This window comes from Ancylobacter mangrovi (assembly GCF_024752355.1).
GTDB lineage: Bacteria > Pseudomonadota > Alphaproteobacteria > Rhizobiales > Xanthobacteraceae > Ancylobacter > Ancylobacter mangrovi.
In genome coordinates, this window is record NZ_JANTHZ010000012.1 from 99,023 (window position 1) to 119,256 (window position 20,234).

A 20,234-nucleotide genomic window follows, 5' to 3' on the forward strand; every position below is an offset into this window, starting at 1 on the left:
CGCGCGGGTGACGGTCGCCGGCGCCTAGGCCTTCTCAGACCGGCGAAAACATGCCCGCCGCAATCGCCCGTCGCCCCCTTGAACGGCGGGCATGCACCCCCATATAGGCTTCAACCCGCCAGAAAGGGCTTTCGGCATGTTGGCGCCTCGTCAGCGCCTCGCCGATCGGACCGGGGTCAGGACGGATGTACTCCGGCCACGGTCTTTCCCTCCGGTCGCCTGACGAGCGGCCGGCATCTGGCGGTGCTCTTTCTTTGGAACGAGCCGGGGCGTACCGAAAGGTGCGCCCTTTTTCTTTGCCTGTCCCACAGCAGCCGAGGCCCATTGCCGCGCGAGCGGGAGGCGCCGCCCGCCGGGACGGGCGGCCCCCGATCACACGCCGAAGGTCGCGCGCTTCTCGCTGGTCTCGTCCTCGGGAAACGGGCCCGGGCCGGGATCGTCCGGCAGGTGCGGCGCGGCGACCACCGGCTGGGCCAGCGGCACCGAACGGTGCGCGGCGGCCGGGGACGGCACCGGCGCGGGGGTGTCGATCGGCTTGGGCACCGGATCGGCCGCCGGCGGGGTCTTCAGCGGCGCGGGGTCGAAGGCGGCGGCATCGGCGGCCGCGCTCTCCACCTCGTTCTTGATCTCCTTGGCCGCACGGCTCTCCAGCGCGGCGGCGATCGCCGCCTTCACCCGGTCGGCCTCGTTCTCCAGCAGCGGCGTCGCCGCCACGCCCGGCGGCAGCCGCCACTCGAAGGCGTCGAGCTTGCCGGTCACCGGCGACACCGGGCCCCAGTTCTCCGCTACCACGCCGTCGGCGACCCAGGCCGGGTCGCGCGGCGCGCGCACCGCACGCGCGGTCCATTCGCGCGCCTTGCCGACATCACCATTCTCCGCCGCCTCCAGCTCCGCCATCAGCAGGCAGGTGCGCTGCGACGGCTCGCCCAGCAGCGGGCCGAGCGAGGTTCGCGCGACGTCGAACTCCTGCGCGTCGAGCGCGGCGCGGGCGAGCGCCAACGCGCTCTCGGCATGGGCCGGCATGCGCGCGGTCAGGGTGCGCATGCGCTTCAGCCGCTCGCGCGAGGAGTCGCCGGGCCGCAAATGCAGATAGGCGTCGGCGAGATCGGGGTGCGGCGTCGCCGCATAGGCGGTCTCCAGCACCTTGGCGGCCTTGCGCGTGTCGCCATTGGCGCCGAGCAGGCGGCCGGCGGCCTCGGCCGCGGGCACAAGGGTCGGCGCGAGGCGGGTCGCCTCCACCGCCTTCTCGCGCGCCACCGCCGGATCGGCCAGCTCGAGCGCCTGCGCCTGCGCCGCCAGCAGCACGGCACGGCGGCGGCGATGCGCGGCGCGGTCGAGCCCGCCATGGGCGGCCTCGCGCTCCAGCACCGCCAGCGCGCCGGCGAAGTCGCCGGCATGGCAGCGCGCCTCGATCACCGCATCCGCCGCCCAGGCGAGACCGGGCTCGTAGCGGGCGGCTTCCTCCGCCGCCATCAGCGCCGCATTGGCGTCGCCGCGACGGCGCGCCTCGACATGCAGGCCGCGCAGGCCGAGCATCCGGGTCGAGGTGGTCTCGGTCATGGCGCGGAAGGTCGCCTCGGCGCCAGCCGCGTCGCCCGAGAGCTGCGCTGCCTGCGCGGTGAGCAGGTGCGTCAGCGGCTCCTGTCCGAGCAGGCGCTGGGCGTCGTTGGCCGCGCGCTTGGCGCCGAGCGTGTCGCCCGAGCCGACCGCGACCAGCCCGCGCGAGATCGCCGCCCAGCCTCGGTTGCGGCGGCGCTGGCGGTAGGAGCCGGCGATCATGTCGGGCGAGCGCACGATCAGCCGCAGCAGCGACCACAGCAGGATCACCGCCGCGACCAGCACCAGAAGGCCGCTCGCGGCCACCAGCACGCTGGTCTCGATGTGCCAGCCCTGCCAGTCCATGGCGATGGTGCCCGGACGGTCGGCGAGCCAGGCGACGCCGAAGGCGATCCCGGCGAGGATCAGCAGATAGACGACGAGCCGGATCATTGCGCACCTCCCGCCAGCGAACCGAGAATTCGGTGGTTGAGCGCGGCGATTTTGCCGAGCGCCTCCTGCCGTGCCTCAACCGTCGCGATCACCTTGCCTGCGGCGGCGCGGGTGTCCTCCGGCAGCGCGTGGAGGGCGGTCAGCGCCGCCTCGTAGTCGCCGCGCATCAGAGCCGCCTCGGCGGTGGCGAGCGCGGGCGGCGCGGCATCGGTGTGGCGCACCGCGACGAGGCCCTGCGCGCTTTTCATCAGCCGGTCGATCACCCCGTCATCGGGCGAGGCCGCCGGTGCCGTGCCCTCGGCGGGTGCGGGGGCGGTCGCCTGCTTCAGCTCGGCGGCGAGCGCACGGCCGCCGGGAAAGCCGTTCGCCGCCATGGGCTTGAGCGGGTCGAGCGCGCTCGCCTCCTCGCCGAGCAGCGACTGCGCGACGCTCAGCTCGCTGGCGAAGGGATGGTTGGCGACGAGCGCGTCCTGCAGCGCGTCGAGCGCGAGAAGCTGGGCCGGGCCGCGCTCCCCGGCCGCCTGGGCGGTGGAAAGGGCGGAAAGACGCTGCTCCAGCGTGTCGACGCGGGCATTGGCCGCGGCGAGGTCGTCGGGCGAGGCGGCCGGCGCAGGGGCGGGCATCGCCTCGACGCGCTTCTGGAGCGAGGCCAGCCGGTCGCTCAGCTCCGACAGGCCGGCCGGCGGGGCGGGCGGCGCGTCGACCTTCTTGCCGAGCGTGTCGAGCCCGGCCTCGAGCTTGTCGAGCCGCGAGGCGAACTCGGCCGGCACGGCGCCGCCGTCGCCGGTCGGGGCCGCGTTTTCCTTGGCCTCGATCGCCTCGACCCGCTGGCGCAGGTCGAGCGCGCGCGCCTCGAGCTCGGTGATGGCGTCGACGTTCTGGCTGGCGCCGTAGAAGGTGGACGCCACCGCGAAGGCGAAGGCGCCGCCGATCAGACCGGCGACCAGCGCCGCGATCGACACGCCGACGAGGCCGAGCTGGCGGCGCGGCGGCGGGGCGACGGGAGGCGTCGCGGGTTCGGCGGCATCGTCCCCGGAGCCGCCGTCGCCCGGCGCGGAAGCCGTGTCCGGCGCATCCGGTGCCGGCGTCTCGGGCGTGGCGGCGACCACCGTCTCGTCCTTCGGGTCGGCCTTGGCGGGCGTCTCGTCGAGGTCGAGGACCGGCACCTTGCCGGAAGCGCCGTGCGGCGCCGTCCCCTCGGGGGCGGTCTCGCCGGACGCCGTCTGCGGCGACGCGGATTCTCCGGAGATGGGCGCACCTGCGGGCGGAACCTCGTCCTCCGGTGCCTTGGGACCGGCCGACTTCACCTCAGTGGCGGCGAGGTCGAGCGTCGGCGGCGGGCGGCGGCGCGATTTGCCCGCGCCTTTCTTTCCGCCATCGTTCTTCGGCTCGAATGTCGGATCGTCAGTCGCCACGGGCATACCTCTGGAACATAAAGCGCGGGCCGGGTCGTGGTTCCCGGGATAGACCGGGGGGCAGCCGGCCGCAACCTCGGAGGACCCCATGCTTCATCGCTTCAGCAGCGCGAACAACCCCTCTTCGCTCGGTGTCGCTGCGATACGGGTACGCCATCCGGCGGTGCGGAGCGGTGCGGCGACCCCTGCCGAGAAGCATAGATGCTCCACTTCGGCCAGCCGCGCGGCCACCCCCGCCTCATGCGCGCGCTCCGCCAGCGTCGCCGCCGTACGTGGGGAAAAGTGGAACGCCGCCCCCACCTGCCCGCCCTCGATCGCGGCGATGGTGGCCGGCGCCAGCACCCTCGCCGGCACCGCGCGATAGATCACGAACAGACCGACATCGATCCCCGCCTCCGCGAGCTCGGCGCCGAGATCGACCGCCCGGTCCTCGCCCGCCACATGCAGCAGCCGGGTGCCGGACGGCAGCTCCGCCCGCAGCAGCTCGGCCAGCGTCGCCCCGCTGCCGCCCGCCACGCGGGTCGCCGCAAAGCCCGCCGGCGCGGCCACCGCCGTGCGTCGTCCGACCGCGTAGAGCGGCAGCGCGCGCAGCCCGGCGAGCTCGGCCCGGCCGGCCAGCAGGCGCGCCCCGTTCACGCTGGTCAGCGCCACCGCGTCGAAACGTCCCTCCGGCAGGCTCGCGCCGGGCAACGGCTCGACCACCAGCATCGGGTCGACCACGGCCGCGAACCCGGCCGCCCGCAGCCGGCCGGCCGTCGCCTCGGCGTCGGGCGCCGGGCGGGTGACCAGCACGCGGGCCGCGGCCGCCATGGCGCTCAGCCGCCGATCAGACCGGGCGGCACCATGGCGCGCAGCTCGCGCCCCGCGGCGATGCCCAGCTCCAGCGCCCGGTTCACCGGCCCGTGGCGGACGATCTCGTAATACTGCTCGCCATCGGGCGAGAGCACGACGCCGCGGAAATGGATCTCCTCGCCGTCGACCTCGGCGAGGCCGGCGATCGGCGTGCGGCAGGAGCCGTCCATCTCGCCGAGGAAGGCGCGCTCGACGCGCAGCGCCAGCCCCGTCACCGGGCAGACCGCCTTCACCAGCAGCGCGTCGACCTCGATGTCGCCGAAGCGCGATTCGATGGCGATCGCCCCCTGCCCGACCGCGGGCAGGAAGTCGTCTGTGCCGAGAATCGCGCTCGCCTTGTCGGCGATGCCGAGCCGCTCCAGCCCGGTGAGCGCGAGCAGCGTCGCGTCGAACTCGCCGCGCTCGAGCTTGCCGAGGCGCGTCTGCACGTTGCCGCGCATCAGCCCTATCTCGAGGTCCGGCCGCAGCCGGCGGAGCTGGGCCGCGCGGCGCAGCGAGGCGGTGCCCACCTTCGCTCCCTGGGGCAGGTCGTCGAGCCCGCCGCCGTCGCGGCTCACCAGGCAGTCGCGCACCTCGCCGCGCGGCAGGTAGCCGACGATGTGCAGCCCGTCCGGCAGCCGCGTCTCCATGTCCTTGGCCGAGTGCACGGCGAGGTCGATGCGCCGGTCGAGCAGCGCTTCCTCGATCTCCTTGATGAACAGCCCCTTGCCGCCCGCCTCGGAGAGGGCGCGGTCGGTGAGGGCGTCGCCCGTGGTGCGGATGGTGACGATCTCGATCGCCTCAGGCTCCCAGCCATGCGCCTTGAGCAGCGCGTCGCGCACCGCTTCGGCCTGCCAGAGGGCGAGAATGCTGCCGCGCGTGCCGAGGCGGAGCTTCGGCGAGGCGGAAGGATCGGAAGGCGCGGAGGAAGGGGACGATTGCGTCATTGGGCCCTGCGATGCTAGCGGTTCACGGGGCAAAAAAACGCCGTCCGGCATCCGGAAGTCAATGCGCGATCTTCTTCTTCTCGGCATCGAGACCACCTGCGACGAAACCGCCGCCGCGATCGTGCGCCGCCGCGCCGATGGCAGCGGCACGATTCTGTCCAATATCGTGCTGTCGCAGACCGACGATCACGCGGCCTATGGCGGCGTGGTGCCGGAGATCGCCGCGCGCGCCCATGTCGAGGTTCTCGACCATGTGATCGAGCGCGCGCTGCGCTCCTCCGGCGTCAAGCTGGTCGAGCTCGACGCCATCGCCGCCGCCGCCGGCCCGGGCCTCATCGGCGGCGTCATCGTCGGACTGACCACCGCCAAGGCGATGGCGCTCGCCGCGCGCAAGCCGCTGGTCGCGGTGAACCACCTCGAGGCGCACGCGCTGACGGCCCGGCTCACCGACGCCGTGCCCTTCCCGTTCCTGCTGCTGCTGGTCTCGGGCGGGCATACCCAGCTCGTCGCCGTCACCGGGGTGGGCGAATACCACAAGCTCGGCGGCACCATCGACGACGCCATCGGCGAGGCCTTCGACAAGACCGCCAAGATGCTCGGCCTGCCCTATCCGGGCGGCCCGGCGGTGGAGCGCGCCGCGCTGCGGGGCGACGCCTCGCGCTTCCACCTGCCGCGCCCGCTGATGGGCAAGCCGACGCCGGACTTCTCGCTCTCCGGGCTGAAGACCGCGGTGCGGCTGGAGGCGCTCGCCATCGCGCCGCTGCACGACCAGGACGTCAACGATTTGTGCGCTTCCTTCCAGGCGGCGGTGGTCGACGTGCTGGCCGACCGGGTGCGCTGCGCGCTGCGCAAGATGCGCGAGCACGGCATCAAGCCGAACGCGCTCGTCCTCGCCGGCGGCGTCGGCGCGAATCAGGTGGTGCGTCGCACGCTGCACAAGGTGGCGGCCGATGGCGGCACCCGGCTCGCCGTGCCCCCGCCGGAGCTGTGCACCGACAATGGCGCGATGATCGCCTGGGCGGGCGCCGAGCGCCTCGCCCTCGGCCTGACCGACGAGCTCTCCTTCGCTCCGCGTGCGCGCTGGCCGCTCGACGAGGTCGAAGGCGCCGCGAGCCTCGACTGATGCCTCCTCCGCTCCAGCGCATCGGCGTGGCCGGGGCCGGCGCCTGGGGCACCGCGCTCGCCAATGCCGCCGCCCGCGCCGGGCGCGAGGTGGTTCTGTGGGGGCGCGACGACCGCGCCATCGCCGCCATGCGCGCCACGCGCGAGAACCGGCCCTACCTGCCCGGCGTCGCCCTCGCCGACGGCGTCGAGCCCACCGCCGACGCCGAAGCGCTCGCCGCCTGCGACGCGGTGCTACTGGTGGTGCCGGCGCAGGCGAGCCGCGCCGCCGCCGCCGAGCTGTGCCCGCACCTCGCGCCCGGTACCCCGCTCGTCACCTGCGCCAAGGGGATCGAGCGCGGCACCTCGCTGTTCATGACGCAGGTTCTGGCCGAGGCCTGCCCGCAGGCGCGCCCCGCCATCCTCTCCGGGCCGAGCTTCGCCGTCGACGTCGCCGCCGGCCTGCCGACCGCGGTCACGCTGGCAGCGCGCGAGCCCGGCCTTGCCGAGGCGCTCGCCGCCGCGCTCGGCTCGTCCTCGTTCCGGCTCTATCACAGCGACGACGTGCGAGGCGTCGAGATCGGCGGCGCGGCCAAGAACGTGCTCGCCATCGCCGCCGGCATCGTCGGCGGGCGCGCGCTCGGCGCCAGCGCGGCGGCGGCCCTCATCGCCCGCGGCTTCGCCGAGCTCGCCCGCTTCGGCCGTGCCTTCGGCGCCCGACCGGAGACGCTGGCCGGCCTATCGGGCCTCGGCGACCTCATCCTCACCTGCTCGACCGCGCAGTCGCGCAACTACGCCCTCGGCCTCTCGCTCGGGCGCGAGGGCGGGCTCCATCCCGCCGGCAAGCTCGCCGAGGGCGCGCTGACCGCCCGCGTGCTGGTGGCGATGGCGCAGGCTCAGGGCGTGGAAATGCCGATCGCGGCGGCTGTCGAGGCGGTGCTCGCGGGGCACTGGAACGTGGATCAGGCGATCGGGTCGCTGCTGGCCCGGCCGCAAAAGGCGGAACTTTGAGAATGGCGCACTGGCTCTACAAGTCCGAACCCTTCAAATGGTCCTGGGCGCAGCAGATCGCCGCCGGCACCAGGGGCACGCACTGGGACGGGGTGCGCAACCACCTCGCCAAGCAGCAGCTTCAGGCGATGAAGACCGGCGACCACGGCTTCTTCTACCACTCCAACGAGGGCAAGGAGATTGTCGGCATCGTCGAGGTGATCAGGCAGGCCTATCCCGACCCCTCCGACGCCTCGGGCAAGTTCGTGATGGTCGACCTCAAGGCGGTCGCGCCGCTGGTCAAGCCGGTCTCGCTCGCCGCCATCAAGGGCGAGCCGCGCCTCTCCGAGATGGCGCTGATGAAATATTCCCGCCTCTCGGTGCAGCCGGTCACCGACGAGGAATGGGCGATCGTGCTCGAAATGGCCGGCGGCATCTCCGGCCTCGCTCCATGACGCGGCGCGCGGCCGCCGACCCGGCCGCCTTCATCCGCGCCGAGACGCGCCCGCTTGCCGTGCCGCTGGTGCCGGAGATCACCCTCCAGCTCGCGGTCGAATCGCTGCCGATCTGGCAGCGCACCGAGGAGGAGCTGGGCGAGATCGGCCTGCCGCCGCCCTTCTGGGCCTTCGCCTGGGCCGGCGGGCAGGCGCTCGCCCGCCACGTCCTCGACCATCCCGACATCGTGCGCGGCCGGCGCGTGCTGGACTTCGCCGCCGGCTCCGGCCTCGTCGCCATCGCCGCCCGCCTCGCCGGGGCGCGCGCGGTCGAGGCCGCCGACATCGACCCGTTCGCGCAGGCGGCGATCGTCCTCAACGCGGCGCTGAACGGGGTCGAGGCGCCGCAGGTGCTGGCGCAGGACATCGTCGGCACCGACGCCGGCTGGGAGGTCGTCCTCGCCGGCGACATCGCCTATGAGCGCGATACGGCGCTGCGCGTCTTCGCCTGGCTGGAAAGCCTCGCCGCGCGCGGCGCGCAGGTGTGGATCGGCGACCCCGCCCGCACCTATCTCCCGCGCGAGCGGCTGGAGAAGGTCGCCGATTACGGCGTGCCGGTCACCCGCGAGCTGGAGGATGCGGAGATCAAGCGCACCGCCGTCTGGCGCCCGCGCGCCCTTCCCTAGGGGCTACTACATACCGACCAAAGTCGCGCGCGCCCGATCCTTGTCGGGGCTAAGGTGCGTGCCCATAATCCCGCCGACACGCGCGAACGCCTCACGCATTCCGCAACGTCAATAAAAGCCTCGAGGGATGAAACGCCATGTCCGACAAAATCTATGACGTCCCCGCCGCGTGGGCGCAGCGCGCCTATCTCGACGACCACGGCTACAGGGCGAAGTACGAAGCTTCCGTGCGCGATCCCGAGGGGTTCTGGGCGGAAGAGGGCAAGCGCATCGACTGGTTCGAACCCTACACCAGGGTGAAGAACACCTCCTACGACCCGGGCCACGTCTCCATCAAATGGTTCGAGGACGGCGTGACCAACGTCGCCTGGAACTGCATCGACCGCCATCTCGACGCGCGCGGCGACCAGGTCGCGATCATCTGGGAGGGCGACGACCCCTCGGAATCGAGGCTCATCACCTATAACGAGCTGCACGATCAGGTGTGCCGCTTCGCCAACGTGCTGCGCAACCGCAACGTCGAGAAGGGCGACCGCGTCACCATCTACATGCCGATGATCCCCGAGGCGGCCTATGCGATGCTCGCCTGCGCGCGGCTCGGCGCCGTCCATTCGGTGGTGTTCGGCGGCTTCTCGCCGGACAGCCTCGCCGGGCGCGTCCGCGACTGCGGCTCGCGCGTCATCATCACCGCGGATGAGGGCCTGCGCGGCGGGCGCAAGGTGCCGCTCAAGGCCAATGTCGACGCTGCCATCGCCAAGGCGCCCGACGCCGAGGTCGACCATGTGATCGTGGTGAAGCGCACCGGCGGCACGATCGACATGACCCCCGGCCGCGACGTCTGGTACCACGAAGCCGCCGACCTCGTGACCAGCGAATGCCCGGCCACGCCGATGAACGCGGAAGACCCGCTTTTCATCCTCTACACCTCGGGCTCGACCGGCAGCCCGAAGGGCGTGCTGCACACCACGGGCGGCTATCTCGTCTACGCCGCGATGACGCACCACTACGTGTTCGACTACCACGAGGGCGACGTCTACTGGTGCACCGCCGACATCGGCTGGGTCACCGGCCACAGCTACATCCTCTACGGCCCGCTCGCCAACGGCGCCACCACGCTGATGTTCGAGGGCGTGCCGAACTACCCGTCCAACTCCCGCTTCTGGGAGGTGATCGACAAGCACAAGGTCAACATCTTCTACACCGCCCCCACCGCCATCCGCGCGCTGATGCAGGGCGGCGACGCGCCGGTGCTGAAGACCTCGCGCGCCTCGCTGCGCCTGCTCGGCTCGGTCGGCGAGCCGATCAACCCGGAAGCGTGGGAATGGTACTACCGCGTGGTCGGCGAGGAGCGCTGCCCGGTGGTCGACACCTGGTGGCAGACCGAGACCGGCGGCATCCTCATCACCCCGCTGCCCGGCGCCACCCGGCTCAAGCCCGGCTCGGCGACACGCCCCTTCTTCGGCGTGATCCCGCAGGTGGTGGACGCGGAAGGCAACGTGCTGGAAGGCGCCTGCGAGGGCAATCTGGTGATCGCCGATTCCTGGCCCGGGCAGATGCGCACGGTCTATGGCGACCATGAGCGCTTCATGCAGACCTACTTCTCCACCTATCCCGGCAAGTACTTCACCGGCGACGGCTGCCGGCGCGATGCCGACGGCTATTACTGGATCACCGGCCGCGTCGACGACGTCATCAACGTCTCCGGCCACCGCATGGGCACGGCCGAGGTGGAGAGCGCCCTCGTCGCCCATCCCAAGGTGTCCGAGGCCGCCGTCGTCGGCTACCCGCACGACATCAAGGGCCAGGGCATCTACGCCTATGTGACGCTGATGGCGGGCGTGGAGCCGACCGAGGAGCTGCGCAAGGAGCTGGTCGGCTGGGTGCGGCGCGAGATCGGCCCCATCGCCTCGCCCGACCTGATCCAGTTCGCCCCCGGCCTGCCCAAGACCCGCTCGGGCAAGATCATGCGCCGCATCCTGCGCAAGATCGCCGAGGACGAATACGGCAATCTCGGCGACACCTCGACGCTGGCGGACCCGGCGGTGGTGCAGGACCTGATCTCGCAGCGCCAGAACAAGAAGCACGCCGAGGCGTGATCCCGGGCGTGCGGGCGTGATCTTTTTCGCGCCGGCCCGGCCTACCGTCCGGCCTTTGGGAACCGGGACCGCGTTCGCGTGGCCCCGGCCCTTGGGGACCTTGAAGGCGATGGAGCGGCTCGCTCTCCATCGCCGCTATTGGGGACGATAGACGGCCTCACCTCCAAATCGGCTGGTATGGGAGCCGGGCCATGCCCGGCCGCCCATCATGTCGATTGAGAACCGCGCCGCGCGCGGCGGCGGGGCGAGTATGGGCCCGCCCCTTTCCCGTCAGCTCCGCACCAGGTCGCCCAGCAGGCTGGCCGCGACCGACAGCTTCGACACGGACAGCCCCGAGCCGGCGATCTCGTGCACGCCGTTGCGCGCCCGCTCCACCGCCTCGCCGCGCGCCGCCGCCCAGGCGGCGACGCTCTCCGCGCCGGTGCCGTGCTCGGCGATCACCTCCGCCGTCAGCCGGCGCACCGCGATCTCGAAGGCGGCGAGCGCGCGCTCCAGCGCCAGCCGGTCGTAATAGTCGCTGACCGACAGGTTCTGCGCCGCGCCGAGGATCCGGTCGAGCCGGAAATGCAGCGCCAGCGCGAAGAAGGTCGCCGCCACCTCGGCTACCGGCGCCCGCGTGCGGTCGGCGATGATCACGATGTCGGTCGCGCTCGCCACCGCCGGCAGGCGGGCGATGCCGCGCGCCAGCGCCTCGGGCACGCCGGCATCGGTCCAGCGGGCGACGCGCGCGTCGCGCTCGGCCCGGGCCTCCTCCGGCAGCAGCTCGCGCACCACGCCGCTGAGCGCCTGCTCCACCGGCTCGATGCCGGCGGCGTAATGCGCCACCAGCGCGTCGAGCCCTTCGCGCAGGTCCACATTGCGCAGGAACCACACGGTGCGGTCGAGCAGCACGTCCTGCACCGTGGCGTAGAGGTCGAGCTGCACGCCGCCGGGCACCGTGCCGTCCAGCGCGTCGATCGCGGCGTTCAGCGCGTCGAGGTCGAAGCTCTCGCGCGTCGCCGCGAACGCCTTGGCGATGGAGCCGACATCGGCCCCGGTCTCGTCGTTCAGCCGCGCGAGGAAGGCCGGCCCGCCATGGTTGAGCATGGCGTTGGACAGGCGCGTGGCGATGATGTCGCGCCGCAGCCGATGCCCCTCGATCCCCTGCGGGAACCGGCTCGCCAGCTCGGGTGGGAAATAGGCGGTGAGCTCACGGGCGAGATAGGGATCGTCCGGCACGGCGGTGTCGAGAAGGTCCGAATGGGCGGTCAGCTTGGCATAGGCGAGCAGCACCGCGAGCTCGGGCCGCGTCAGCCCCTCCCCGCGCCCGCGCCGCTCGTTCAGCTCGGCGTCGCTCGGCAGCGCCTCGACCACGCGGTCGAGCAGGCCGCGCCCCTCCAGCCGCTGCATCAGCCGCTGGTGGAAGCCGAGCTCGTCGAGCGCGCGCCGCTCCGCCAGCGAAAGGGCCAGCGTCTGCAGGTAGTTGTTGCGCAGCACCAGCGCGGCGACCTCGTCGGTCATGGAAGCGAGGAAGGCCTTGCGGCTCTCCGCGTCCAGCCGCCCCTCGCGCACCGCCGGCACCAGCGCGATCTTTATGTTCACCTCGACGTCGGAGGTGTTCACGCCGGCCGAATTGTCGATGGCGTCGGTATTGAGGCGCACCCCGCGCCGCGCCGCCTCGATGCGCCCGCGCTGGGTGACGCCGAGATTGGCGCCCTCGCCGATCACCTTGGCGCGCACCTCGGTGCCGGCGATGCGGATCGGGTCGTTGGCGCGGTCGCCGGCCTGCGCGTCGGTCTCGGACGAGGCGCGGATATAGGTGCCGATGCCGCCGAACCACAGCAGGTCGGCGGGCGCGCGCAGGATCGCGCTCATCACCTCGGCGGGCGAGGCCGAGCTCCTGTCGAAGCCGAGCGCCTCGCGCACCGCCGGGCTCAGCGCGATGCTCTTGGCCGAGCGCGGGAACACCCCGCCGCCGGCCGAGATCAGCGACTTGTCGTAGTCCTGCCAGGAGGAGCGCGGCAGCGCGAACAGGCGCTGGCGCTCCTTCAGCGAGGCCACCGGATCGGGGTTCGGATCGAGGAAGATGTCGCGATGGTCGAAGGCGGCGACCAGCTTGATGGTGTTCTCCAGCATCATACCGTTGCCGAACACGTCACCCGACATGTCGCCAACGCCCACCACGGTGAACGGAGCGACGCGGATGTCGACGTCCATCTCGCGGAAGTGCCGGCGCACCGCCTCCCACGCACCGCGCGCGGTGATGCCCATCGCCTTGTGGTCGTAGCCCACCGACCCGCCCGAGGCGAAAGCGTCGCCGAGCCAGAAGCCGCGCTGCTGGGCGATGGCGTTGGCGGTGTCGGAGAAGGTCGCGGTGCCCTTGTCGGCGGCGACGACGAGATAGGGGTCGTCCTCGTCGTGACGCTCGGTCTTGAGCGGATGCACGATCTCCGCGCCCTCGATATTGTCGGTCACGTCGAGCAGGCTGGAGATGAAGAGCTTGTAGGCCTCGGTGCCCTCGGCCTGGATCGCCTCGCGCGGCCCGGCCGGCAGCTGCTGGGGCACGAAGCCACCCTTGGCCCCGACCGGCACGATGACCGCGTTCTTCACCTGCTGCGCCTTGACGAGGCCGAGCACCTCGGTGCGGAAGTCCTGCGGCCGGTCGGACCAGCGCAGCCCGCCGCGCGCCACCCGGCCGAAGCGCAGATGGATGCCCTCCACCCGCGGCGAATGCACGAAGATCTCGAACAGCGGCTGCGGCAGCGGCATGCCCTCCACCTTGTGCGAGACGAACTTGATCGCGATCGCGGGCTTGGGCCCGGCATCCTCGCCGGTCTGGTGGAAATTGGTGCGCACCGCCGCCTCGATGAGGTTGGCGAAGCGGCGCAGGATGCGGTCCTCGTCGAGGCTCTGCACGTCGGCGAGCGCGGTCTCGATCTCCTCGCGGATCGCCGCCTCGCGCGCCGCGCGCTGCTCCTCGCCGCCGCCGAGGTCGAAGCGGGCGTGGAACAGCGACACCAGCCGGTCGACGATGGCCGGGTGCGCGTTCAGCGTCGACCACAGATAGTCCTGGCTGAAGGGGATGCCGATCTGGCGCAGATAGCGCCCCAGCGTGCGCAGCATCGCGATGTCGCGCCAGCCGAGCCGGGCATTGAGCGCCAGCGCGTTGAAGCCGTCGCTCTCCGCCGTGCCGCGCAGCACCGCCATCAGCGTGGCGTGCAGGCGCGATTCCAGCGCCTCGAGCTCGATCTCGCCGCCGCCACGGCGCGCCAGCACCATGTCGTGGACATAGACCGGGCTGCGGTCGCGGGCCGCGACGGTGAAGGTGCGCTCGTCGATGACGACGAAGCCCATCGCCTCCAGCATCGGCACCCGCTCGGAGAGCAGGCGCGGCACGCCGTAGCTCAGCACCTTCAGCGCCGCGCGCTCGCGCCCGGCCAGCGAATCCGGGCGGTGGAAGTCGGCCGCCACCGGGTTCTGCTCGCCCAGCCGCTCGATCAGGCGCAGATCCGCGACCGCCTCCTCGGCGGCGTAGCTGCTCTGGTAGCCGGGCGGGAACGCCTCGCCATAGCGCAGGCCGAGCGCGCTCGCCTGTTCGGCCGGGAAGACGAAGCGCAGCGCCTCGTTGAAGGCGTCGGTCCAGGTGTGGATGACCGCGGCCACCCCCTCCTCGAGCTGGGCGCGGCTCACCTCGGGCTCGCGCCCGCCGGTGCGCTCGATGATGAAATGCACCCGCGTCAGCGGCCCGTCCATGAACAGCGGGCGGAACATCGCCACCTGCCCGCCGAAGCTCTTCTCCAGCAGCGCACCGATGCGCTCGCGCACCTCCGAGCCGTAGCGGTCGCGGGGCACGAAAACGAGCACCGAGACGAAGCGGTCGAAGCGGTCGCGCCAGGCGAGCACGCGCACGCGCGGATGCTCGTCGAGCTGCAGGATGGCGAGCGCGTAGTGATAGAGCGGCTCCGGCTCGATCTGGAACAGGTCGTCGCGCGGGAAGCTCTCCAGCACCTTGACCAGTGCCCGGCCGGAATGGCTCTCCGGGGCGAAGCCGGCGCGCGCCAGCACCGCCGCCACCTTGCGCCCGAGCAGCGGGATGGTGCTGACCGAGCGCGTATAGGCGGTCGCGGTGAACAGCCCGGCGAGGCACAGCCCGCCGGTGATGTTGCCCGCGTCATCGTAGCGCTTGATCACCACCACGTCGATCCAGGTGCGCCGGTGCACCACGGAGAAGGTGCGCGACTTGGTGACGATGAGCGGGCTCGGCTGTGCCAGCACGTCGGAGAGGTCGGCGCTGACCGCGCGCGGGTCGCTCGGCCGGCGGAACAGGCGGAACTCCTCGTCGGCGAGCAGGCCGAGCGCGTCGGTCATGCGGCGGTCGAAGCGGGTCGGCGGCTGGCCGGCCGACGCCGCGCCGGCGGTGTCGTAGCTGCGGCAGCCGAGGAAGGTGAAATTGCCGGCGAGCAGCCATTCGAGGAAGGAGATCGCCTCCTCCACCTCCTCGCGCGGCACCGCGGCCGGCGCGTGGCCGAGATCGGCGACGGCGGCGCGCACCTGCGCCATCATCGGCTGCCAAGCGTCGACCGCCGCGCGCACCTGGGTCAGGGTGGCGGAAAGCTCGGCCACCAGCGCCTCGCGCTGGGCCTCGTCCTCGATGCGCGGCACATGGATGTGGATCAGGCTCTCGCGCCGCATGCGCCCGGCGCCGGCGTCGCCCACGCCGTGCAGTTCGCCCGCCGCGTCGCGGTCGACGCCGAGGATCGGGTGGACCACCAGCGAGGCGGTCAGGCCCTGCGCGTTCAGCGCCGCCATCACTGAATCGAGCAGGAACGGCATGTCGTCGTTGACGATCTCGATCACGCTGACCTTGGCGAGCCGCTCCCCGTCCTTGACCGGCGCGGGCGGCTCGACGCGGATGTCGAACGCGCCGGGCCGGCGGCTCTTCAGATGGGCATAGGCGCGGCCGGCGAGGCTCGCCAGCTCGTGCGCCGTGTAGAGCCGCACATCTTCCGCAACGGCGCGGCCGAACAGCCGGCCGGCGAAGCGCGGCGGCACCTCGCCATCGGTCGCCTGGAGAATCAGGTCCGCCTGCTCGACGAGCTGGCGCGCGGCACGCTCGTCCTCGGTGGCGAGGAATCCTTCGACGCCCATGATTGTCCTCCCTTGCCGGTTCTCGGCATCCGTGCCGCCCATGGCAGCGGCCGGACTTATGGATGCATCCTATCCTGTCCACGCGATGACGGCATATCGCGCGTGTGCGACAGGGTCGCGGCGGCGCTGCACGGACACGATTCCTGCGCACACGACAGGTCTGTTGCCGTGCGGTCACATGAACCGCGCGGCGCATGCGCCTTTTGACATCGATCAACCCCGCCCGTCCCGCCCGGTCGCAGGAATGTGTTCATGGCCGCTGTGGGGACGGGGGCCGCCTCAAAAGGTTCAGGGGACCACAATGTCGATCCGTCGTTTCACCCTTTCCGCCACCTGCGCGGCGCTCGTCGCGCTGCCGATGGCCCTCACCGGCGCCGTCACTAGCGCTATGGCCGCGGACGTCGCCGCGCCGGCGCCGGCCTACAAGGCGCCCGCGCCGGTGGCCCAGCCGAGCCCGTGGCAGATCCGCGTGCGCGCGCTGGTGGTCATCCCGGAGGACAAGGGATCGGTGGACGGCATTTCCGGCTCGGATCTCGAATATTCGACCTCGGTCGTGCCCGAGCTCGACATCACCTACTTCTTCACCGAGAACTGGGCCGCCGAGCTGATCCTCGGCGTCACGCCGCACGACATCAACGGCGCCGGCTCGCTGTCCGGGCTCGGCAAGATCGGCGAGGTCTGGCTGCTGCCGCCGACCCTCACCCTGCAGTATCACTTCACCGATTTCGGCGCCTTCAAGCCCTATGTCGGCGCGGGCGTGAACTACACCATCTTCTTCGACCAGAAGGCCGACAGCGCCGATTCGCTCGACGTGCACGACACCTGGGGCTTCGCCCTGCAGGCCGGCTTCGACTACATGCTGGACGAGCACTGGGGCGTCAACGTCGACGTCAAGAAGCTCTTCCTGCAGCCCGATTTCGACGTCACCGTCGCCGGCACCGCGCTGACCGGCAAGGCCGATCTCGATCCGTGGATCGTCGGTCTGGGCGTCACCTACCGCTTCTGAGCGTCGGGGGATCGACTCGGAAGCCGAAGGGGGCCGGCGCGAGCCGGCCCCTTTTCGCGTCCGCCGCTCAGTGGCGGAAGTGGCGCACCCCGGTGAACACCATGGCGACGCCGGCCTCGTCGGCGGCGGCGATCACGTCCTTGTCGCGGATCGAGCCGCCGGGCTGGATCACCGCGCTCGCGCCCGCCTCGATGGCGGTGAGCAGGCCGTCGGCGAAGGGGAAGAAGGCGTCGGAGGCGACCACGCAGCCCTTGGTCAGCGGCTCGGCGAGGCCCGCCGCCTGCGCGGCGTCGCGAGCCTTGGAGGCGGCGATGCGCGCCGAATCGACCCGGCTCATCTGCCCCGCGCCGATGCCGACCGTGGCGAGGTCCTTCGCATAGACGATGGCGTTGGACTTGACGTGCTTGCAGACGCGGAAGGCGAAGGCGAGGTCGGCGAGCTCGGCATTGGTCGGGGCGCGCTTCGTCACCACCTGCAATTCCATGTCGTCGACCACCGCATTGTCGCGCGACTGCACCAGGAGGCCGCCGGCGAGCGACTTCACCAGCGTGCCGGAGGCGCGCGGATCGGGCAGCGCGCCGGTCACCAGCAGGCGCAGGTTCTTCTTCGCGCCGACGATGGCGATCGCCTCCTCGCTCGCATCGGGGGCGACGATCACCTCGGTGAAGATCTCGACGATCGCCCGCGCCGCGTCGGCGTCGAGCGTGCGGTTCAGCGCCACGATGCCGCCGAAGGCCGAGGTCGGGTCGCACGCCAGCGCCTTGCGGTAGGCCGCCTCCAGCGTCGCGCCCTCCGCGACGCCGCAGGGATTGGCGTGCTTGACGATCACCACCGCCGGGCCGCGCGCGGGATCGAACTCGGCCACCGCCTCGAAGGCGGCGTCGGTGTCGTTGAGGTTGTTGTAGGACAGCGCCTTGCCCTGGAGCTGGCGCGCGGTCGCGACGCCGGGGCGCGCCGCCCCGCCGGTGTAGAAGGCCGCGCTCTGGTGCGGGTTCTCGCCATAGCGCAGCGCCTCGGCCAGCGTGCCGTCGAAGATGCGGGTGTTCGGCGTGGTGTCGTTCTCGACCTGCGCGAACCAGCGGGTGATGGCGGCGTCGTAGGTGGCGGTGCGGGCATAGGCGAGCTGGGCCAGCTTGCGCCGCGTCGCCAGCGTGGTGCCGCCCTTCTCCTCGAGCTCGGCGAGCACCCTCTCGTAACTCGAGGCGTCGACCACCACCGCGACATCGGCATGGTTCTTCGCCGCCGCGCGGATCATCGCCGGGCCGCCGATGTCGATGTTCTCGACGCACTCGTCATAGGAGGCACCGCGCGCCACCGTCGCCTCGAACGGGTAGAGATTGACCACCACCAGGTCGATCGGGGCGATCGCGTGCTCCTTCATCGAGGCCTGGTGGGCGGCATCGTCGCGCACCGCGAGGATGCCGCCATGCACCGCCGGGTGCAGCGTCTTCACCCGCCCGTCCATCATCTCGGGAAAGCCGGTGAGGTCGGCGACGTCGAGCACCTTAAGCCCGGCCTCGGCGAGCGCCTTGCGGGTGCCGCCGGTCGAGACCAGCTCGACGCCGTGCGCGGCGAGCCTGCCGGCGAAGGCGACGAGCCCGCTCTTGTCGGAGACGGAGATCAGGGCGCGGGCGATGGGGCGGACATCGGTGGACATTGGACGGGCCGTTTCGTGAGCGGGATCAGGGCGCCGCCCTATCACGTCCGCGCCCCGACGGAAACCGGCGCGCGCGATGCCGGCCCCGCGCCGGCCCCAGGGCTCAGGCCCTTCACCGCCTTCAGCCCTTCACCGCCCTCAGCCCTTTACCGACTTGGCACGCACGAAGGTCCACGCCACCCGCGGCACCTCCCGGGCCTGGCCGGTGATGACGAGCTGGGCGGTACGGCGCGGCCCGCTGCCGGCGGCGAGCATGATGCTCTCCTCGATCGTCACCGCGCTGTCGGGCGCCGCGAAGGCCCAGCGGTCGCCGTCCGGCAGCTTCAGGATCACGCTGTGCCCGTCGCTGGCACGCGAGGGCTGGACGGCGGGATGCAGATGGAAGCGGATGGCGTAGCCGCTGGGCTGGTCGGCGGAGAATTCCTCGCCCTGCGCTACCCGGAACAGGTCCTCGCCATCGACCCGCGCCCCGTCCGGCGACAGCCGCCAGGAACGCTGGTGGATGATGCCGAAGCGGCGCGCATAGCCGTCGTGGCTGGCGCGCAGCACGTCCGCGCCGCCGCGCTCGGAGCGGTCGACATGGAGTTCCGCCGGTCCCTCGAGGATCGGCGTGCCGCACAGGCGCATCAGCGCGCCGCCGGTCACGAAGCGGCAGGAGGAGGTCTCCTCCACCGTCGCCGTGGAATGGGCGGCGGTCTGGCGCGCCACCGCGCGCCATTCCTCGCGCGCGGTCGCCGGCATGCCGCAATTGACCACGATCCGGTTGCGCCCCGCCGACATCTCGAAGGACAGGCACCCCGCATGGGCCTCGTGGCTGAGCGGCATGGGCGGGGGCGCGCCGGTGTCGGCGATCAGCACCGTGCCGGCCGCTTCCATGCGCTGATAGCCCGAATAGGGCGCGTTGGAGAGCGGGCGCCCGCGCGCGTCGTCATAGGCCAGCACGGTGGCCAGCCAGTCCGCCGGGGTCGGGCCCATGCCATTGAAATGGGCGAAGGCGCCGTCGACATGGCGGAAGAAGCGCAGCATCGGCATCATCCGGTCGATGGCGTTGAGCAGCGCGGGCGGCGGGGGCATGTGGCGGGCGCCGAAGCACTGGCGCAGCGGCAGCAGGTCCAGCAGCACCTCCACCAGCATGCCGGGATTGCGGCTGGCATGGCCGCCATCGGCGAGGATCTGCCGGTCGAGCTCGTCCACCAGGCGCTTCTGCGCCAGCTTCATCAGCCGGGTCTGGTCGGCCATGCACAGGCTGGCGAAGGCGAGCGCCAGCGCACAGGCGAGGCGCGGGCGTCCGTCGCGCGCATCCGCGCCGATATTGGCCAGCATGCGCACCTGGCTGGTGAGGCTGCGGATGAAGCGGCGGTGGAAGCTCGGATCGGCGTCCTGCAGCACCAGCGGCGACTGGGTGAGCCAGCTTATCACCCGCCGCGCCATCACCTCCGGCGAGGAGGCGATCGGCATGCGGTGGCCGCGCATGCCGATCCAGTCGCCCACCAGCGCGCGGGCATTGGCGCGGGCGATCGGGGTGCCGGCCGCCTGCATGTGGCGCAGCCAGGCGAAGGACATCAGCTCCTCGGCCCATTCGCGCGAGGGTGGCTCGACCTCGAACGGGGAAACGCCGTCGGTCAGCACCACCTTGCCGGCGAAGGCGAAGCGCCCGGCATAGAACTCGCTGGCCCGCGTGGGGTCGCCGGTGCGCAGATCGTGCGGGGCGAAGAGCAGGCGCGAGGGCACCGGCACGGAGGTGCTGCGCCAGGGAAACAGCGGGTGCGCCATCAGGCGCGTGCGCAGCCGGTGCCAGCCGAACTGCGTCACGAACAGCGCCAGCCGGGCACGGTCCGCGTGGAGATCGCGGGCCATCAGCGGCCTACCTTTTGTCGTTGCGTGCGGGCAAACCTGGGCCCTCCCCCGGATGACAGCTTATCGAAGCCCTCTTCCGCCTCCAACAGCCTCGAACG

13 protein-coding genes are annotated in these 20,234 nt (G+C 72.0%); 6 read left to right on the forward strand and 7 right to left on the reverse strand.

Annotated elements, in window-relative coordinates; translation table 11 throughout:
* Nucleotides 1-372: 372 nt before the first annotated feature.
* The 4 genes from NVS89_RS20135 to hemC form a co-directional block, all read right to left on the reverse strand.
* On the reverse strand, nt 373-1,989 hold the full coding sequence (locus tag NVS89_RS20135) for a heme biosynthesis protein HemY (RefSeq protein WP_258734554.1): 1,617 nt from the start codon (nt 1,987-1,989) through the stop codon (nt 373-375).
* A complete protein-coding gene (locus NVS89_RS20140) occupies nt 1,986-3,404 on the reverse strand; it encodes a hypothetical protein (protein ID WP_258734555.1) in 1,419 nt (472 codons plus the stop codon). Before NVS89_RS20140 ends, NVS89_RS20135 begins: the two co-directional genes overlap by 4 nt.
* Nucleotides 3,405-3,497: 93 nt before the next feature.
* Entirely contained in the window at nt 3,498-4,214 is a 717-nt protein-coding gene (locus tag NVS89_RS20145; protein WP_258734556.1) for a uroporphyrinogen-III synthase, read from the reverse strand.
* Between the two features lie 5 nt (nt 4,215-4,219).
* Nucleotides 4,220-5,182 carry a hydroxymethylbilane synthase gene (hemC, locus tag NVS89_RS20150; RefSeq protein ID WP_258734557.1) on the reverse strand — a complete coding sequence of 321 codons (963 nt, stop codon included), beginning with the start codon at nt 5,180-5,182 and terminating at the stop codon, nt 4,220-4,222.
* 61 nt (nt 5,183-5,243) lie between these two features.
* Between hemC and tsaD the strand changes: the two genes are divergently transcribed.
* From tsaD to acs, 5 genes are all read left to right on the forward strand, one after another.
* Nucleotides 5,244-6,305: a tRNA (adenosine(37)-N6)-threonylcarbamoyltransferase complex transferase subunit TsaD gene (gene tsaD, locus NVS89_RS20155; RefSeq protein ID WP_258734558.1), complete on the forward strand. Its 1,062-nt coding sequence runs from the start codon at nt 5,244-5,246 to the stop codon at nt 6,303-6,305.
* Nucleotides 6,305-7,294 (forward strand): NAD(P)H-dependent glycerol-3-phosphate dehydrogenase, encoded by a 990-nt coding sequence (locus NVS89_RS20160; protein WP_258734559.1) that lies wholly within the window; start codon nt 6,305-6,307, stop codon nt 7,292-7,294. The genes tsaD and NVS89_RS20160 overlap by 1 nt, the downstream gene beginning before the upstream one ends.
* A 2-nt stretch (nt 7,295-7,296) precedes the next feature.
* Nucleotides 7,297-7,728: an EVE domain-containing protein gene (locus NVS89_RS20165; RefSeq protein ID WP_258734560.1), complete on the forward strand. Its 432-nt coding sequence runs from the start codon at nt 7,297-7,299 to the stop codon at nt 7,726-7,728.
* Nucleotides 7,725-8,393 (forward strand): class I SAM-dependent methyltransferase, encoded by a 669-nt coding sequence (locus tag NVS89_RS20170; protein ID WP_258734561.1) that lies wholly within the window; start codon nt 7,725-7,727, stop codon nt 8,391-8,393. The genes NVS89_RS20165 and NVS89_RS20170 overlap by 4 nt, the downstream gene beginning before the upstream one ends.
* A gap of 137 nt (nt 8,394-8,530) precedes the next feature.
* Entirely contained in the window at nt 8,531-10,489 is a 1,959-nt protein-coding gene (gene acs / locus NVS89_RS20175) for an acetate--CoA ligase (protein WP_258734562.1), read from the forward strand.
* Nucleotides 10,490-10,759: 270 nt separating this feature from the next.
* Here the strand turns inward: acs and NVS89_RS20180 are convergent, their stop codons facing one another.
* Complete coding sequence (locus NVS89_RS20180) at nt 10,760-15,616, reverse strand: NAD-glutamate dehydrogenase (protein WP_258734563.1); 4,857 nt, start codon at nt 15,614-15,616, stop codon at nt 10,760-10,762.
* A gap of 307 nt (nt 15,617-15,923) precedes the next feature.
* On the opposite strand from NVS89_RS20180, the gene NVS89_RS20185 reads away from it, so the two are divergent.
* Nucleotides 15,924-16,622, forward strand: coding sequence for an OmpW/AlkL family protein (locus NVS89_RS20185; RefSeq protein ID WP_374114609.1), 699 nt, complete (start codon nt 15,924-15,926; stop codon nt 16,620-16,622).
* A 67-nt stretch (nt 16,623-16,689) separates the two neighbouring features.
* Here NVS89_RS20185 and purH read toward each other — a convergent pair whose 3' ends face one another.
* Together purH and NVS89_RS20195 are read right to left on the reverse strand one after the other, a co-directional pair.
* Nucleotides 16,690-18,279: a bifunctional phosphoribosylaminoimidazolecarboxamide formyltransferase/IMP cyclohydrolase gene (gene purH, locus NVS89_RS20190; protein WP_258734564.1), complete on the reverse strand. Its 1,590-nt coding sequence runs from the start codon at nt 18,277-18,279 to the stop codon at nt 16,690-16,692.
* A gap of 138 nt (nt 18,280-18,417) precedes the next feature.
* On the reverse strand, nt 18,418-20,136 hold the full coding sequence (locus tag NVS89_RS20195) for a heparinase II/III family protein (protein WP_258734565.1): 1,719 nt from the start codon (nt 20,134-20,136) through the stop codon (nt 18,418-18,420).
* Nucleotides 20,137-20,234: the final 98 nt, after the last annotated feature.